This window comes from Mesobacillus sp., assembly GCF_057785455.1.
Genome location: NZ_JBYNSB010000061.1, coordinates 234,087 through 252,099, shown reverse-complemented (window position 1 = coordinate 252,099; position 18,013 = coordinate 234,087). Strand labels below are relative to the sequence as shown.

At 47.0% G+C, this 18,013-nt stretch carries 15 protein-coding genes; 12 read left to right on the top strand and 3 right to left on the bottom strand.

Going from position 1 to position 18,013, the window contains the following annotated elements; translation table 11 throughout:
* Positions 1-267: 267 nt before the first annotated feature.
* On the top strand, positions 268-1,140 hold the full coding sequence (gene speB / locus AC3EBE_RS23430) for an agmatinase (protein ID WP_488597440.1): 873 nt from the start codon (positions 268-270) through the stop codon (positions 1,138-1,140).
* Between the two features lie 202 nt (positions 1,141-1,342).
* Positions 1,343-2,662, top strand: coding sequence for a short-chain fatty acid transporter (locus AC3EBE_RS23425; RefSeq protein ID WP_488597439.1), 1,320 nt, complete (start codon positions 1,343-1,345; stop codon positions 2,660-2,662).
* 375 nt (positions 2,663-3,037) lie between these two features.
* Here AC3EBE_RS23425 and AC3EBE_RS23420 read toward each other — a convergent pair whose 3' ends face one another.
* The gene (locus tag AC3EBE_RS23420) at positions 3,038-3,190 is read right to left on the bottom strand and encodes a DUF1540 domain-containing protein (RefSeq protein WP_488597438.1); all 153 of its coding nucleotides are present in this window, start codon (positions 3,188-3,190) and stop codon (positions 3,038-3,040) included.
* Positions 3,191-3,464: 274 nt separating this feature from the next.
* On the opposite strand from AC3EBE_RS23420, the gene AC3EBE_RS23415 reads away from it, so the two are divergent.
* The 3 genes from AC3EBE_RS23415 (at position 3,465) to AC3EBE_RS23405 (ending at position 7,259) form a co-directional block, all read left to right on the top strand.
* Positions 3,465-3,908: a YwiB family protein gene (locus AC3EBE_RS23415; protein ID WP_488597437.1), complete on the top strand. Its 444-nt coding sequence runs from the start codon at positions 3,465-3,467 to the stop codon at positions 3,906-3,908.
* Entirely contained in the window at positions 3,905-5,575 is a 1,671-nt protein-coding gene (argS, locus tag AC3EBE_RS23410; protein WP_488597436.1) for an arginine--tRNA ligase, read from the top strand. Before AC3EBE_RS23415 ends, argS begins: the two co-directional genes overlap by 4 nt.
* A gap of 400 nt (positions 5,576-5,975) precedes the next feature.
* On the top strand, positions 5,976-7,259 hold the full coding sequence (locus tag AC3EBE_RS23405) for a M48 family metallopeptidase (protein WP_488597435.1): 1,284 nt from the start codon (positions 5,976-5,978) through the stop codon (positions 7,257-7,259).
* A 37-nt stretch (positions 7,260-7,296) separates the two neighbouring features.
* On the opposite strand, the gene uvsE is transcribed toward AC3EBE_RS23405, so the two are convergent.
* Entirely contained in the window at positions 7,297-8,253 is a 957-nt protein-coding gene (gene uvsE, locus AC3EBE_RS23400; RefSeq protein WP_488597434.1) for a UV DNA damage repair endonuclease UvsE, read from the bottom strand.
* A 332-nt stretch (positions 8,254-8,585) separates the two neighbouring features.
* Complete coding sequence (gene cls / locus AC3EBE_RS23395; RefSeq protein WP_488597433.1) at positions 8,586-9,785, bottom strand: cardiolipin synthase; 1,200 nt, start codon at positions 9,783-9,785, stop codon at positions 8,586-8,588.
* Positions 9,786-10,010: 225 nt separating this feature from the next.
* On the opposite strand from cls, the gene AC3EBE_RS23390 reads away from it, so the two are divergent.
* From AC3EBE_RS23390 to AC3EBE_RS23360, 7 genes are all read left to right on the top strand, one after another.
* Positions 10,011-12,122: a (Fe-S)-binding protein gene (locus tag AC3EBE_RS23390; protein ID WP_488597432.1), complete on the top strand. Its 2,112-nt coding sequence runs from the start codon at positions 10,011-10,013 to the stop codon at positions 12,120-12,122.
* Between the two features lie 103 nt (positions 12,123-12,225).
* Positions 12,226-12,390, top strand: coding sequence for a hypothetical protein (locus tag AC3EBE_RS23385; RefSeq protein WP_488597431.1), 165 nt, complete (start codon positions 12,226-12,228; stop codon positions 12,388-12,390).
* A gap of 361 nt (positions 12,391-12,751) precedes the next feature.
* Positions 12,752-13,939, top strand: a complete 1,188-nt coding sequence (locus AC3EBE_RS23380) for an acetyl-CoA C-acetyltransferase (protein WP_488597430.1) — start codon at positions 12,752-12,754, stop codon at positions 13,937-13,939.
* A gap of 108 nt (positions 13,940-14,047) precedes the next feature.
* Positions 14,048-14,899: a 3-hydroxybutyryl-CoA dehydrogenase gene (locus AC3EBE_RS23375; RefSeq protein WP_488597429.1), complete on the top strand. Its 852-nt coding sequence runs from the start codon at positions 14,048-14,050 to the stop codon at positions 14,897-14,899.
* A gap of 84 nt (positions 14,900-14,983) precedes the next feature.
* Positions 14,984-16,114 carry an acyl-CoA dehydrogenase gene (locus AC3EBE_RS23370; RefSeq protein ID WP_488597428.1) on the top strand — a complete coding sequence of 377 codons (1,131 nt, stop codon included), beginning with the start codon at positions 14,984-14,986 and terminating at the stop codon, positions 16,112-16,114.
* A 62-nt stretch (positions 16,115-16,176) separates the two neighbouring features.
* Positions 16,177-17,316: an acyl-CoA dehydrogenase gene (locus AC3EBE_RS23365; protein ID WP_488597427.1), complete on the top strand. Its 1,140-nt coding sequence runs from the start codon at positions 16,177-16,179 to the stop codon at positions 17,314-17,316.
* Positions 17,317-17,370: 54 nt separating this feature from the next.
* The gene (locus AC3EBE_RS23360; protein ID WP_488597521.1) at positions 17,371-18,006 is read left to right on the top strand and encodes a TetR/AcrR family transcriptional regulator; all 636 of its coding nucleotides are present in this window, start codon (positions 17,371-17,373) and stop codon (positions 18,004-18,006) included.
* The last annotated feature ends 7 nt before the right edge of the window (positions 18,007-18,013 follow it).

The window sequence follows — 18,013 nt, the reverse complement described above, 5'->3', positions numbered from 1 at the left end:
GGCAAATCCCATACGGCTTCCCGGTAACCCGGGGGCCCTTTTAATGTAAAGGCTGTGTTAAAGTTTCACTATTTATATTAAGCCCTGTTGATTAGAGTGGAAGGCGCGAAGACTCCTGCGGGATGAACGGGTCAGGGGAGACCCCGCAGGAGTGAAGCGACGAGGAGGCTCCCCGAGCTGCCCGCGGAAAGCGAAGCGCCTGGAACGGAAATCAACAGCCTAAGTTAACAACGCCAATGTAAATATCATTAGAAAGAGGTGTTTGGAATGCGTTTTGATGAAGCCTATTCTGGCAATGTATTTATCCGCAGCCATTCAAATTACATGGAAAGCAAGGCGGTCCTTTACGGCATGCCGATGGACTGGACTGTAAGCTACCGTCCTGGTTCCCGCTTCGGCCCGACTCGTATCCGGGAGGTCTCTATCGGTCTTGAGGAGTACAGCGCGTACCTTGATAAGGATTTGGCTGATTTGGCTTACTTTGATGCAGGGGATATCCCGCTTCCTTTCGGGAATGCACAAAAAAGCCTTGATATGATTGAAGAATTCGTGGACAAGCTGTTAGCTGCCGATAAGTTCCCGCTTGGTATGGGCGGTGAGCACCTGGTTTCATGGCCGGTCATGAAGGCAGTTGCAAGAAAGTATGAAGATCTTGCTATTATCCACTTCGATGCCCATACAGATTTGCGCGAGCACTATGAAGGGGAGCCATTATCCCACTCAACGCCAATTCGCAAAATTGCTGAGCATATTGGGCCTAAGAATGTTTACTCTTTCGGAATCCGTTCCGGCATGAAGGAAGAATTCGAATGGGCAAAGCAAGCTGGCATGCACATTTCCAAGTTTGAAGTGCTTGAGCCGCTAAAGGAAATCCTGCCTGCACTTGCAGGACGCCCTGTATACGTGACGATCGATATCGATGTCCTTGATCCAGCGCATGCTCCTGGAACAGGTACAGTAGATGCTGGCGGAATCACTTCGAAGGAATTGCTGGCATCGATCCATGCAATCGCAAATTCCGATGTGAACGTTGTCGGTGCTGACCTGGTAGAAGTAGCGCCAATCTACGATACATCCGAAATGACTGCAAACACAGCTAGCAAACTCATCCGTGAAATGCTGCTTGGGTTTGTGAAATAAAAAAAGAGTTAGAAGCTGCATCCTTATTGAGGGTGCAGCTTTTTTGTATGGTGAGACTTTTCAGAAGTAAATCCAACTCCACTCGTAAATCCCTCTCGTACCGAGTGCGGACATAAAAATCCTTTTAAATAGAAGGAATATTCAAAAATGTATAGAAAATATAATGACTATGAGTACAACTACTACAAAGGAGGTTAAAAGCATGAAAATGTTGGTTTCATTTTTTAACCGCATCATGCAGCGGTATTTGCCTGATCCGTTTCTTTTTGTCATCATCCTAACTTTTGCTGTTTTTGGATTAGGCCTTATTTTTACTGACAATGGTCCATATCAGATGGTCCAGCATTGGGGCAACGGATTCTGGAGCTTGCTGACGTTCTCGATGCAAATGGTTCTGGTGCTTGTCACAGGCCATGTTCTTGCGAGCAGCAATATATTTAAAAAAGGATTGGGTGCTCTTGCTTCGCTGGCAAAATCACCGGGGCAGGCCATCATCATCGTCACGATTGTTTCGATGGCAGCCAGCTTAATCAACTGGGGTTTCGGATTGGTCATTGGAGCCCTATTTGCGAAGGAACTGGCCAAGAAGGTTAAAAATGTTGATTACAGGCTGTTGATTGCAAGCGCTTACTCCGGTTTTATTGTCTGGCATGGCGGGATTTCAGGTTCCATTCCGCTCACGATTGCAACGGAAGGACATTTTTCACAGGATTTGATTGGAATCATCCCAACTGAGCAGACCATTTTTGCTGGATTCAATCTCATCATTATCCTGGTGCTGCTGATTGTCCTGCCAATCGTTAACAGGCTGATGATGCCATCGCGGGAAGAAACAATCACGGTAGACCCTGCGATATTGGAAGCGAATGTCCAGGCTGCAGCAATCGAGCAAGGTGCGATGACACCGGCTGATAAACTGGAAAACAGCCGGATTATTTCATTGCTAATCGGGATTTTTGGACTCGTGTTCTTATTCTATTATTTTGCGACGAACGGCTTCAAATTGAACCTTGATATTGTTAACTTCCTGTTTTTATTCCTGGGGATCCTGTTCCATGGGACACCAAAGCAATTTCTTGAGGCTGTTGTGAATGCGGTGAAGGGTGCAAGCGGCATCATTGTCCAGTTTCCTTTTTACGCAGGGATCATGGGCATGATGACGGCATCCGGTCTTGCTGCAGTCATGTCTGAAGGCTTTGTTTCGATTTCGAATGAGTTTACATTCCCATTCTTCACATTCCTGAGTGCAGGACTGGTAAACTTCTTTGTGCCATCAGGTGGCGGCCAATGGGCGGTGCAGGCGCCAGTCATGCTCGAAGCGGCCCAGACACTTGGCGTATCCATTCCAAAGACAGCGATGGCCGTGGCATGGGGCGATGCCTGGACGAACCTGATCCAGCCATTCTGGGCGCTCCCGGCACTCGCGATTGCCGGCTTAAAGGCGAAGGATATCATGGGATACTGTGTCCTGACCCTGATTGTCAGCGGAATTGTCATTTCCGCAGGAATGCTATTTTTCTAAAGGTAGTTTTTTAAAAGGGGATTATATAAGAGAGAGGGAGGAGCGCAATGCTTCTCCTTTTAAAATTGGTAAAAATCAAATAATTTTTCCAGTTTGCGGGATTTCGACAAAAGTTTGCGGAATGAAGGGAGCAGAGCTGCGGGATTTCAACAAAGAGTCACAGATCAGGCGGAAAAAATGCAAAATCTTGGGTAAAAACGCGCGGAATCAAAGCGCGTTGTCGCGGAATACAATCCAAATCAATACTGAACTAACTTTTCATACCAGGTGGCCTGCTATTTACGTCGCAAAACCAGCAAAATTTCAGCGGAATTCACTAATATCTCAGTAACAAATTAAAAAACTGGATAGCCCGCAGCCATCCAGTTCACTCTATTACATTTTCTCAAACGTCTCACAGATCGTTTCGCGTTCATTTGCTGCTTGTCTGCCGGTGTTGGCGATAACTTTAATGGAATCCGCTACACATTCGTCGCCTTCTGCCCAATATTTGCAGTTTTCCACATCGCATTTTACTTCGATTTTCATGTAGATCGCCTCCTTAATGGGTTTTGATAATCTATACCCGGATAAGTAAGGCCCTAATCCTTTATGACTATGCCTAATATTGGCTGGTTTAAAAGTCGGAAATGCAAGGAGAGATTCCTCCTAACCTTGCACTTTCAAATGAGAATATTTATACTTATAAAGTTATAATAGAAGCAGACATGCGGTAGCCAGTTCAAGGTCTTTTACACAGGGGCTGGTTAATGGCCGCAGTAAGGAAATAGACTTGTTTATTATGGAAAAGGACGTGTTAACGGTGCCGACTGGACCCGCTGATCAGATTCCTGTCAAGGTGACGGTAAAAACGGTGATTTATAGTGGCAGTGAGAAGGAAACTTTTGAATTGACCACTTTTGGCCGATACTATAAAAAAGCGAGCAGCTCGTACCTCCAGTATGATGAAGTGATGGAGGAAGGGGATGTTCAGACAACGGTTAAGATTTCAGGGGACGAAGTGCTGATTTTACGGAGCGGTGCAATCAAGATGAGGCTTCATTTCCTGCTGAATAAGAAAACCCCGGGCAATTATAAGACGCCGTATGGGCTGCTGGAAACCTCGGCGCTCACAAAACGGCTGGATACAAATTTTAACGCTCAAAGCCAGGAAGGCCATGTTGATTTGCTTTATGATATGGCGATCCAGGGTGCGAATGCAGGTACATACCATCTGACGATTAATTTTAAGGAGGAAGGCAAATGAACATAGTTGAACAGGTTCAATTGAAGCTGAAAGAAGAAATCAAGCAGGCTGCCATTAAGGCGAATCTCGCGGAGGAAGCACAAATTCCATCTGTAGTCCTTGAAACACCTAAGGAAAAAGCGCATGGCGATTACTCTACGAACATGGCGATGCAGCTTGCGCGCGTCGCGAAGAAGGCCCCGCGCCAGATTGCGGAGCTATTGATCGAGAACTTTGATAAAAGCAAGGCGTCCATCGAGAAAATTGAGATCGCCGGCCCTGGCTTCATCAATTTTTATATGGATAACAGCTATCTGACCGACCTGATTCCAGCAATCCTTGAAGCAGGCGAAAAGTACGGCGAATCCAAGGTTGGCAATGGCCAGAAGATCCAGGTTGAGTTCGTTTCCGCCAATCCGACTGGTGACCTTCACCTTGGGCACGCACGCGGCGCGGCTGTCGGCGATTCTTTGTGCAATGTGCTGGCGAAGGCTGGCTACGATGTATCTCGTGAATATTACATCAATGATGCCGGCAACCAGATCAACAACCTGGCACTGTCTGTTGAAGCGCGTTACTTCCAGGCGCTTGGCATGGATAAGCCGATGCCTGAGGACGGCTACCATGGCGAGGACATTATCGGTATCGGCAAAAAGCTTGCTGAGGAGTTCGGCGACAAATATGTCAATGTATCTGACCAGGAGCGTTTCGATACTTTCCGTGAATACGGCCTGAAATATGAAATGGAAAAATTGAAGCAAGATCTTGAGAACTTCCGCGTCGGATTCGATGTATGGTACTCAGAAACTTCGCTTTATAAAAATGGAAAAATTGATGTGGCCCTCAATGCATTGCGTGAAAATGGCCATATTTATGAGCAGGACGGCGCTACATGGTTTCGTTCAACTGAACTGGGCGATGACAAGGACCGCGTCCTGATCAAGCAGGACGGATCTTACACATACTTATTGCCTGATATTGCATACCACAAGGACAAGCTTGAGCGCGGTTTTGAAAAATTGATCAACATCTGGGGAGCGGACCACCACGGCTATATCCCGCGTATGAAGGCGGCGATCCAGGCTCTTGGCTATGACCGCGACCAGCTTGAGGTTGAAATCATCCAGCTCGTTCATCTTTATAAAAATGGCGAGAAAATGAAGATGAGCAAGCGTACCGGTAAGGCAGTCACAATGCGTGACCTGATTGAAGAGGTAGGCCTTGATGCGGTTCGTTACTTCTTCGCAATGAGAAGCGCGGATACTCATATGGACTTCGACCTTGACTTGGCGGTATCGCAATCAAATGAAAACCCAGTATTCTATGCGCAATATGCGCACGCGCGTATTTCCAGCATCCTGCGTTCTGCTGAAGAACAGGGCTTTGCTGCTGGCAATGACGCTGATTTCAAATTAATCGGGGCGGAAAAGGAATTGGATCTGCTGAAGAAGCTTGGCGAATTCCCGCTGGCAGTCGCTGAAGCAGCCCAAAAACGCATGCCTCACCGCATCTCGAACTATATTTTCGAGCTTGCGTCCGTCTTCCACAGCTTCTACAATGCCGAAAAAGTGTTGGATATGGACAACAAAGAAAGAACCCAGGCTCGTCTTGCCCTCATCAAGAGTGCCAAGATTACACTTAAGAACGCACTTGCGCTGATTGGCGTATCTGCTCCGGAAAAGATGTAAATAATAATAAGAAATGCGCTGGTTCCCGGATGAACTAGCGCATTTTTTTAGGCTCAGTTAAAGCTTTATGAGGAATATTAAACTCTGTTGATTGGAGTGGAAGGCGCGTAGACTCCTCCGAAAATGCTAACGCATTTCCATCGTGCGTGGGTCCAATCGAGGAAGCTTTTCAGAGTCCTGCGGGCGCAGCTGGTCAGATGAGACCCCGCAGGAGCAAAGCGACGAGGAGGCTCATCGCCGGCCCCGCGGAAAGCGAAGCGCCTGGAACGGAAATCAACAGACTTCTTAAACAGAACTTGTGTTAAAAAGGTAGGCCGATAAATCTTTTATAGTTTCTATTTAAATTAAGGACAAATACTATTAGAATAATCAGTATAATCTCAAACAGTGAGGGGTTCTCATGGGAACGGGCCAAGTCCTATATAAGCAAGAAGCAGAGAAAATATGTCCCGAACGCCAATCGCAAATTCCGGTTCACAAAGGATACGTTTCATGGTGTGAATGCGGCTATAATATAAAAATGGACCATTCAGAAAGACCGAAGACAAAACTGAACAGAATATATGAACAGCTTGGAAACAGGCGAGGGGAAAAAATCTACAATAGTTTGGTCGCAAAAAAGGAATTTTCAGCAGGGATGCTTTTTTCAAAATTGCCAGTCTTCCTGCTGGCAACACTAATCCATCTTGTCAGTATAAGCTCACTTTTCTTCGGAATCTATCTATTAACTTTTCATAATAGCAATTACCTGCTGATAGCAATTGGACTTGGCTTACTGGGGATCTCATGGCTGGCAAGGCCCAGAGCACCGAGGCTTGAGAAAAGTGAACATTTGCTTCCGCGTGATGAGTTTCCTTATTTGTATCTCGCGGCGGACCAGCTGGCTGATGCGATGGGAGTTCCAAGAATTGATGGAATTTTGATCAATGAGGATTTTAACGCGTCTGTAACCCAAATTGGCTGGAGCAGAAGGAACATTATTAAGATTGGCTATCCATTGTTTTCAATTTTGGAACCTGAAGAACAAATGGCCATTTTGGCGCACGAATTCGGCCATATCAAAAATGGTGATCTATCAAGAAGCATTTATATTGGCTCAGCGTTATTTACTCTCCAAACCTGGTACGAGCTGCTGGAGCCTGTGCCTCTGGATGAAAGCGAGAATATGGGAATAGCTGAATGGCCTGTTTATTACTTTATGGTTTTACTAGCGCAAATTCCATATTTCCTTTTCTTTTTGCTGGTCCATTTTCTTTATGATGATTCCCAAAAGGGTGAATATCTTGCGGATGACCGTGCCGCTAAAACGGCAGGTTATCAGCATCTGGTAACCGCCATGGAAAAATTCGAGTATGCTGACACTTTTTATTCCAAAGTAAGGGAAGCAGCAATTAGCAGAACAGAAATGAATGTATTCAATGCCATGGAAGAACAGCTTTTGACAATGCCTCTGCGTGAAAAAGAGCGGCTGTCCCGCTGTTCGCAAATGGAGGAATCCAGGTTGGATGCGACTCATCCGCCCACATTTTACCGAGTACAAATGCTTGAGCGATTTAGGGAAGTCCCGCCGTCTCTTCCTGTAGACAACGGAACATTGAATAAAATGACTGGTGAATTGGAATCGCAAGAAAAAAGAATCCAGGACCAGTTAATCGAAAACTACCGCTATCATCTTAATTACTAAACAAAAAGCTGCTGGGGGATATCCAGCAGCTTTTTGTTCATTTCCACTCCAAAACAGCTCCGCCAATCCGATTCACACCGCGAATTTTAGCCAAATCCTCAACTAAAGCGAGCACTGCTTTGTCCTTTGTCTTCGCTTCGATCATGAAGTCGACGTCCTGGCCGATTCCGCGCAAAATATCAATCAGCGGCAGGATGAATTCGGCATCAACGTAATCGGCATGTGATCGGTACGCTTTTTCTGACTTTGGTGATGAGATATGGATCTTTGGCCTTAATCCTGTCCGCGCCCAAGTTTCAAAACCAACAGGAAGGATTTTTTCAAGCGAATCCTCACAAAGGTTGGCCATGTGATGGTGATAATCAAACATGAATGGTACATCCTCTTTTACACAGGCAGCGAGAGTTTCTGCGGAATTATATGTTTTATCATCATTCTCAAGCGTCGTGATTTTCTTGATATGTGCTGGCAGCCTGGTGAAATTTTCATGGAATCTGAGAATCGTTTCGTCCTTGTTGCCATAGGCTCCGCCAATATGGATGTTGATGATTGCTTCATTTTCCAGTCCCATCGCTTCAAGCATGCCATAATGGTATTCCATGTCCAGGATGGCATTGGCTGTAACTTCCTCACGGGGAGAGGTGAACAGGGTGAACTGATTAGGGTGGAAGCTTGTCCTTACCCCGTGTTTCTTAACTAACGCGCCGATTTCCAGCCATTTATCCCGGAATGGAGACACATAATCCCATTTCACTTCAGGGTGTGTCGCCAGCGGCGCGATCGAACTTGAGAATCGGTACAGCGGGATGTCATGGGCAATATTATAGTGAATCATTCTTTCTGTATTCATAAGGTTCTGGTACGTAACTGAGAGCAGTTTTTCCTGCCGCTCCTCTTTTGCCAGCTGCCCATAGCGGGCGAATGTCAGCGCCTTTGAGGGAGAGGCATCCCATAAACTGATGGCAGTGGAAACATATCCAAGCCTGATAATCATAATGAAACTCCTTCATCATCCGAAGCAGCTTCGCCCAGCTTCGGTTTTTATAAAAAGGCTCTGTTAATGCTGAATATTGATTTTTAAACGCTGTTGATTGTAGTGGAAGGCGCGTAGACTCCTTCGGGATTTAGCGGGCAGGTGAGACCCCGGAAGAAATGGTCCGAAAAAGAAGGGACCATTTTTCCCCGCAGGAGCGAAGCAACGAGGAGGCTCACCGCACGCCCCAAGAAAAATTTGCCCTTGAAAAAGCCGGCAGTTGGGCTTTTTCATAATTTTTCAGAGGAAAGCAAGTGCCTGGAACGAAAATCAACAGCCTTGTTTAACAAAACCTATAAAAAAAAGGATATCGTCCGTGCGGCAGTTTCCTTGATTGACAGCAGCAGGCTGACCCGGCTGAAATCCTGGTAGGTGGCCTTACGGGAATTCAGGATATCTTCTGTTAAAACATGCTTTACTTTTTTAATAAAAGCAGGGTCATAAACGAGACAGTTCAATTCATAATTTAAAAACATGCTTCTTTTATCGAAGTTGGCGGTTCCGATATCACAAATGCTGTCATCGATCGTCATTACTTTTGCATGATAAAATCCGTTCAGATACTGGTATACATCCGCACCTTCTTTTATAAGCGTCCGCAGGTATGGATGCGATGCCTCTTTTACAAGGATATGGTCAGCCTTGCAAGGGACAAGAATCGTTAATTGAACTCCTCGCTGGATGGCATCGCGCAGTACTTTAAATACTTTTTCACTCGGAATGAAGTATGGTGTTCCAATGATGATGTTTTTCTCAGCTTTTTTAATCAGCTTAATGATCAGATTTTCCAAAAGAACGCCTTCAGTAGGAACAATTTGCTGCTGCATCGTTCCTTTCTCCAACCTCGGGAAATAAGCACGATCCTGCAGCAGATTTACTTTTGCAGCTTCATGCCAGTCCTGCAAAAACTCCATCTGGAGGTCATGTACACCTTCGCCGGTCATTTTGAGGTGATAATCGCGCCATGGAGAAAGCTTTGGATCTTTGTCATTATACTCATTGCCGATATTAAAACCGCCAAGATATGCGACTTTCCCATCTATCACCGTAATCTTCCGGTGGTTGCGGATTTGGGATGAATAAAAGATGAACGGGAAATTCGGTACGTGCGAATAATGGAACTCTACACCAGCATCCTTAAGGGATTTGATGGATTTCCGTTTCAAGCCGCTGCCGACCCAGTCAACCAGCAGGCGGACCTCCACACCTTCACGGGCCTTATCCTTTAAAATGGACATGAACTCATGACTGATTTTATCATCCTGGACGATGTAAAACAGAATATGGATGTGCTGCTCGGCCTTTTTTATATCGGTAAAAAGGTCTTTGAACAAGTCGGGCCCTTTAGCAATAAGATCAAGATTGCTGTTTTGGACCGGGAACTCATATTTCACAGCTTCTGCAAGATGCTTCCTTCTTCCAAGTATGAAATCGGCTGCGGCCCATACGGCAAGCCCTGCTATTATCAAAAACACAATCCATCCAAATTCCATAGCGATTCGGCTCCCTTAAAAGATATTTATTTTATCTTTGCCGAAATCACTCCATATATGTTATGTTCCTGTAAAAGAGGGAGTATAAACAATTTTCAGAAATGATAGGAAATAAGTTGACTGAATGCTCATTCATTATATAATGGTAGTAAGGATAAATTCAGAATATTGGTTTGTTTAGAAATTTTCATCCAAAAAATCAGCATCGAAAGGGGTCAAACATTTATGGAAGGATTGCTTTGGGTCAATCTTATCGCGTTCCTGCTTGTAACCGCTTACGCTATCAGTTTGTTTGTTTACGTGGTCAAGACAAGGATCGAATACATCAAGCTCGGCAAGAAATCCGAGTTCGACGATGACGTGAAAGAGCGCGTCAGGAGAATCTGGGTTCATGTATTTGGCCAGAAGAGGCTTCTTAAGGATAAGAAGAGCGGAATCATCCACGTTATGTTCTTTTATGGATTCATCCTTGTCCAGTTTGGGGCAATCGATTTTATCTGGAAGGGGCTGAAGCCAGGCTCGCATTTGCCGCTTGGGCCGCTGTATCCAGGTTTCACGTTTTTCCAGGAACTTGTCACATTGACTATTCTTGTGGCGGTTGTCTGGGCATTCTATCGCCGCTATGTTGAAAAATTGGTCCGCCTGAAGCGAGGCTTCAAAAACGGTCTTGTGCTTCTTTTCATCGGAGGTTTGATGCTTTCCGTACTGCTTGGAAATGGCATGAGCATGATCTGGCATGGCCATGAAGCAACATGGACAGAGCCGGTTGCGTCATTAATTGCAACCGCATTCAGCGGAATTCCTGAAGCAGCAGCGATCACGATTTTCTATATCGCTTGGTGGATCCACCTGCTGTTCCTGCTTGCGTTCCTGGTGTATGTGCCGCAGTCAAAGCACGCCCACTTAATCGCAGGGCCTGCGAATGTTTATTTGACAAAGGTTGATGCTCCAGGGAAAATCAAGAAAATTGATTTTGAAGACGAAACACAAGAGACATTCGGTGCAGGAAAAATCACCGACTTCAATTATGAGCAGATGATCGATTTCTACGCGTGTGTGGAATGCGGCCGCTGTACAAATATGTGTCCGGCAACCGGCACAGGAAAAATGCTTTCTCCGATGGACTTGATCGTCAAACTGCGAGACCATTTGACACTTCACGGTGCGGCAGTTACATCAAAGCAGCCATGGGTGCCTACATTCGCATTCGGGAATACGAAGGGCAATCAGATCGCGCTTGCTGCGGCTGGCCAGGGTGCTGAAGAGGCAGCTGCAGGCCTAGCTTACAATCCAAGCATGATCGGAGACGTCATTACAGAAGAGGAAATCTGGGCTTGTACAACTTGCCGCAACTGTGAGGATCAGTGTCCGGTTATGAACGAGCATGTTGACAAGATCATCGACCTTCGCCGCTATCTTGTACTGACTGAAGGTAAAATGGATGCTGACGCACAGCGCGCCATGACAAATATTGAGCGCCAGGGCAACCCATGGGGCTTGAACCGCAAGGAAAAAGAAGACTGGCGCGAGCTTCGCGATGATGTCGTCATTCCTACGGTAAAGGAAATGAAAAAAGCAGATGAAGAATTCGAATATCTCTTCTGGGTAGGCTCAATGGGTTCTTATGACAACCGCAGCCAGAAGATCGCCCTGTCATTTGCGAAGCTTTTAAACGAAGCGGGAGTCAAGTTCGCAATCCTTGGAAACAAGGAAAAGAACTCCGGCGATACACCGCGCCGCCTCGGCAATGAATTCCTGTTCCAGGAGCTGGCGACAAAGAATATTGAAGAATTCGAGAAAAATGAAGTGAAGAAGATCGTGACAATCGATCCTCACGCATACAATATCTTTAAGAATGAATATCCTGACTTCGGATTCGAAGGCGAGGTTTACCACCACACTGAGCTTCTTGCCAAACTGGTGAAGGAAGGCAAGCTCGTTCCGAAGCACGCAGTCAACGAAACGATCACTTTCCACGATTCCTGCTACCTGGGCCGTTACAATGAAGTGTATGACGCACCGCGTGATATCCTCAAGGCAATTCCAGGTGTGGATCTGAAGGAAATGGAACGCAACCGCGATACAGCAATGTGCTGTGGCGCAGGCGGCGGCTTGATGTGGATGGAAGAAGAAACCGGCCACAGAATCAACGTTGCCCGTACAGAACAGGCGTTATCAGTGAACCCATCCGTGATCAGCTCCGGATGCCCATACTGCTTGACGATGCTATCTGACGGAACGAAAGCGAAGGAAGTAGAAGACAGCGTCGATACACTCGACGTAGCAGAACTGCTTGAAAAATCCGTATTCGGAGAAATCAAGCCGCTTGTTTCGTAAGTGCTCTTTTATAGCAAAACGTTGATATTTAGTTCAGGTTGATTGTAGTGGAAGGCGCGCAGATTCCTTCGGGATACAGCGGGACGGAGAGACCCCGGCAGAAATGGCCTTGAATAGGGGGCCGTTTTACCCGCAGGAGCGAAGCGGCGATGGAGATCACCGCACGCCTCAAGAAGAATTTGCTTATGAAAAAGCCGGCAGTTGGGCTTTTTCATCGAAGCGCCTGGAACGAAAATCAACAGCCTATTTCAATAAAAATCATGAATAGTAGAAGTTGACTCACCGTAAAAATTCGACACATGCCAGAATTTTTAGCAAAGTGTTTCAATTTCTACTATTTTTACGATAAAATGAATATGTTGATAAAGCGCTTACATTTACTTCGGCAGCAAACCACTTTAAAACCTCTAAGAACCAGCATCATGCCTATTTTTTTGGCTAATAGAAAGCGTGAATTTTAACTAAAATTCACACTTTCTAACCCATAAGGGCAACTACGCCTCTGTCTTCGCCCTAAAGGGCTCGACAATCGGCGAGTTTTTTTTAGACCAGTTTCGAGCGAGCGTTCAGTCAACCAATACCGGCTGAATGCAATTTTAAAATTAATAGATTACAAGGGAGAGATGGCAATGGGAAAGACAGTCATTCTAGCAGGGGCAAGAACACCTTTTGGAAAGCTTGGCGGTGCATTGAGCGGTTTCACCGCAAGCCAGCTTGGAGGGATTGCAATAAAAGAGGCATTATCACGTGCTGATGTTAAGCCTGAAGAAGTTGGCGAAGTGATTCTGGGAACCGTGCTTCAAGGCGGGCAGGGACAGCTTCCTTCCCGACAGGCAGCCAGGGAAGCGGGCATTCCCTGGGAGATAAAGACAGAGACAGTCAACAAGGTATGTGCTTCCGGGATGCGCAGCCTGACGCTTGGCGATCAGATTATTCGTGCAGGAGACGAGGAAGTCATTGTTGCCGGCGGAATGGAATCGATGAGCAACGCACCATATTTGCTCCCGAAAGCACGCTGGGGATTGAGAATGGGCGACGGCCAGGTGAAGGATTTGATGATCCATGACGGCCTGACATGCAGCTTCAAGGGAGTCCACATGGGAACGTACGGAAATGAAGTGGCGAAGGAGCTTGAAATCGGCCGTGCAGAGCAGGATGAATGGGCATATCGCAGCCATCAGAAGGCCATCGAAGCGATTGAATCAGGAAAGCTGGCTGAAGAAATTGTTCCAGTCCAGGTGCCTCAGCGCAAAGGAGATCCGGTTGTAGTAGAACATGATGAATCACCGCGTAAGGATACATCAATTGAAAAGCTTGCCAAGCTTGGCTCAGTGTTCAATTCAGACGGCACGATCACTGCCGGCAATGCGCCTGGCGTCAATGACGGTGCGGCTGCCCTCGTGCTGATGAGCGAGGAGCGTGCAGAACGCGAAGGCAGGACACCACAGGCGGTCATCCTTGCACACGCAGCAATCGCGACTGAAGCGAAGGATTTCCCGAAAACACCAGGAATCGTCATCAATGAGTTGTTAAAGAAAACAGGCAAATCGCTTGAGGAAATTGATTTGTTCGAAATCAATGAAGCTTTTGCAGCAGTAGCTTTGACAAGCGGACGCATTGCGAATCTTGATCCTGAAAAGGTAAACGTCAATGGCGGCGCGGTAGCGCTTGGACACCCAATCGGGGCAAGCGGTGCGCGCATCATCCTGACACTTATGCACGAACTGAAGCGCCGCGGCGGCGGGGTCGGCATTGCGGCGATCTGCAGCGGCGGAGGCCAGGGAGATGCAGTGATGATCGAGGTGTCGAAGCAATAAAGCTGTTCAGGTTTACTGTGATGAATACGGACGATAGGAGGGCGGCTATGATGCCCTGCCCTCCATTGATATGAAAATGAATTTGAAATGAGCATAGGAGGACTTTCGATGAGTGTTCAAGCAATTATGGTAATCGGCGCAGGGCAGATGGGTTCTGGAATCGCACAAGTATGCGCGCAGGCAGGATACAGTGTGGTATTGAACGATCTTAAGCCAGAGTTTGTTGAGCGTGGTATGGCAGGAATCAAAAAGAACCTGAACCGCCAGGCAGACAAGGGACGCATGACTTCAGAGCAGGTTGATGAGATTGTCGGAAAAATTACTGCTTCTCATGATTTGCAGGATGCTGCAAAGGTTGACCTTGTCATTGAGGCAGCAGTTGAGAATATGGACATTAAAGCGAAGATTTTTGCCCAGCTGGATGAGATTGCTCCAGCACATGCGATTCTTGCATCAAATACTTCCTCACTGCCAATCACAGAAATCGCTGCAGCAACAAAGCGTCCTGAAAAGGTCATTGGAATGCACTTCATGAATCCTGTGCCAGTGATGAAGCTGGTTGAAATCATCCGCGGCCTCGCGACTGCTGATGAAGTCTATCAGACAATCGAGGATATTACGAAAACATTGGAGAAAGTCCCTGTAGAAGTAAATGATTTCCCTGGCTTCGTATCAAACCGCATTTTGATGCCGATGATCAACGAAGCAATCTACACATTGTATGAAGGCGTGGCAACGAAAGAAGCGATCGATGAAGTCATGAAGCTTGGCATGAACCATCCGATGGGACCGCTGACACTGGCAGACTTTATTGGCCTCGACACCTGCCTGTACATCATGGAAACCCTGCACGAAGGCTTCGGTGATGACAAATACCGCCCGTGCCCACTGCTAAGAAAATACGTAAAAGCAGGCTGGCTTGGCAAGAAATCAGGCCGCGGCTTCTACACATACCAATAAATATGGCGTGATCAGCACGTCAACGCATTAAAGCGGCGGGGGTCAGACCCCCGACACTTTAAAGTGCTAAAGGGAGGGCGAAGGATGAATCTGAGGTTTACGGAAGAGCAGGAAATGATGCGGAAGATGGTTCGTGATTTTGCGCAGAGTGAAATTGCTCCTTTTGTTGAGAAGATGGAGGAAGGCGAGTTCCCGAAAGAAATCCTGAAGAAGATGGGGGAGCTTGGCTTGATGGGGATTCCGGTTCCCGAGCAGTATGGCGGATCAGAGATGGATTTCATCTCTTATATTATAGCGATTCATGAAATTTCAAAGGTAAGCGCGACGGTGGGTGTCATCCTGTCGGTGCATACATCAGTCGGCACCAATCCGATTTTATACTTCGGCACGGAAGAGCAGAAGCAGAAGTACGTTCCTAAGCTGGCAGCAGGTGAATATCTAGGGGCTTTCTGTTTAACTGAACCGAGCGCTGGCTCGGATGCGGCCAGCCTCAAGACGCGGGCGGTCAAGAAGGATGGCCACTATGTATTGAACGGTTCTAAGGTGTTCATTACCAATGGCGGCGAAGCAGATGTGTACATCGTCTTTGCTTCCACCAATCCTGAACTGGGCACCAAGGGTGTATCTGCATTCATCGTTGAAAAGGATACTCCAGGCTTCATCGTTGGCAAGGATGAGCACAAAATGGGCCTTTACGGCTCTCGCACCGTCCAGCTGACATTCGAAGACATGAAGGTACCAGCGGAAAATCTGCTTGGCCAGGAAGGTGAAGGCTTTAAAATCGCCATGAGCAATCTTGATTCAGGAAGAATCGGGATTGCAGCGCAGGCGCTTGGAATTGCCGAAGCGGCCCTGGAAGCAGCAACAGGATATGCAAAGGAAAGAGTCCAGTTCGGCAAACCGATTGCCGCTCAGCAGGGAATTGGCTTCAAGCTCGCAGACATGGCGACATCGGTGGAGGCTGCGAAACTATTGATCTACCGTGCAGCCCAGCTGCGTTCGGAAGGCCAGAAATGCGGCATCGAAGCGTCAATGGCAAAGCTGTTCGCATCAAGGACAGCAGTAGAGGTATCTACAGAAGCAATCCAGGTATTCGGGGGCTATGGCTATACGAAGGAATACCCGGTTGAACGTTATTTCCGTGACGCGAAGGTTACCGAAATTTACGAAGGAACAAGCGAGATCCAGAAGATTGTGATCAGCAAGCAGTTATAAAGCCTTATTACCAACATCAATATAACTATTAATCTATTAAACCGTTAATGGAGGAAATAACAATGAATTTTCGATTATCCGAAGAACATGACATGATCAGAAAAATGGTGCGTGATTTTGCGAAGAATGAAGTAGCTCCTACAGCTGCTGAGCGTGACGAGGAAGAGCGCTTTGACCGCGAGATTTTTGACAAGATGGCGGAGCTTGGCCTGACAGGGATTCCCTGGCCTGAAGAGTATGGCGGAATCGGCAGTGACTATCTTGCATACTGCATCGCCGTTGAAGAATTATCACGCGTCTGCGCGTCGACTGGTGTAATGCTTTCAGCTCATACTTCACTAGCTGGATGGCCAATCTTCAAGTTCGGCAACGAAGAGCAAAAACAAAAGTATTTGAGGCCGATGGCTGAAGGAAAAAGCATTGGCGCATATGGCCTTACAGAGCCAGGCAGCGGTTCAGATGCCGGCGCAATGAGGACGACTGCAAAAGAAGATGGTGACCACTATGTGCTGAATGGTTCGAAAATCTTCATCACAAACGGCGGCGTTGCTGACATTTATGTTGTATTCGCGTTAACAGATCCTTCAAGCAAGCATAAAGGAACAACAGCGTTCATCGTTGAGAGCAGCTTCCCGGGCTTCTCTGTCGGCAAGAAGGAAAAGAAGCTGGGCATCCGTTCATCACCTACAACAGAAATCATTTTTGAAGACTGCCGCGTTCCAAAGGAAAACATCCTTGGCGAAGTAGGCGAAGGCTTCAAAATTGCGATGATGACGCTTGATGGCGGCCGCAATGGTATTGCTGCACAGGCTGTCGGCATCGCTCAGGGCGCACTTGATGCTGCTGTCGACTATGCAAAGGAACGCCAGCAATTCGGCAAGCCAATCGCGGCTAACCAGGGAATCGGCTTCAAGCTTGCGGACATGGCAACTTCTGTTGAAGCTGCAAGACTATTAACCTACCAGGCAGCATGGCTGGAATCCGAAGGCCTTCCATATGGCAAGGAATCGGCCATGTCGAAGCTATTTGCAGGCGACACGGCAATGAAGGTAACAACTGAAGCGGTACAGGTATTCGGCGGCTATGGCTACACAAAGGATTACCCAGTAGAACGCTTCATGCGCGATGCGAAGATCACGCAGATTTATGAAGGAACACAGGAGATCCAGCGTCTGGTTATCTCACGTATGCTGACAAAATAAGGTCCCTTGACAATTTGGAAAAAGTAAACGGAAAACAAGGCGGGTAGAAATGTGATGAAAAAGCGAGAAGTGCAGGCGTCGGTAAAAGATGAGCGCCTTGTGAAAAAGAGGCGCGACCAGATGATCAAGGGGGCCGTTACCCTTTTTAAGCAAAAGGGCTTTCACCGTACGACAACCAGAGAGATTGCCCGGGCTTCAGGCTTTAGCATCGGTACCCTTTATGAATACATCCGCACAAAGGAAGATGTCCTCTATCTTGTCTGTGACAGCATCTACGACGAGGTGCGCGACAGACTTCAGGAAAACCTTGATACGAACCAGGGGACACTTGAGAGCCTGAGGGTCGGGATCGCCAATTACTTCAAGGTAATGGATGACCTGCAGGATGAGGTCCTCGTCATGTACCAGGAGGTTAAGTCGCTGACAAAGGACGCGCTTCCTTATGTGCTGAAAAAAGAAATCGAAATGGTGGCAATGTTCGAGGAAGTGATCCAGCGCTGCGTTGAAAATGGCGAGCTTGACCTGGATGAGAAACATGTCAAAATCATTGCCCACAATATCTTCGTCCAGGGGCAGATGTGGGGATTCCGCCGCTGGGCCATGCGCAAGCTGTATACACTTGATGAATATACAGAGCTGCAGACTGAACTGCTTTTTAAGGGGATAAAGGGATCGGAAACGAAATTATGAACAGGGG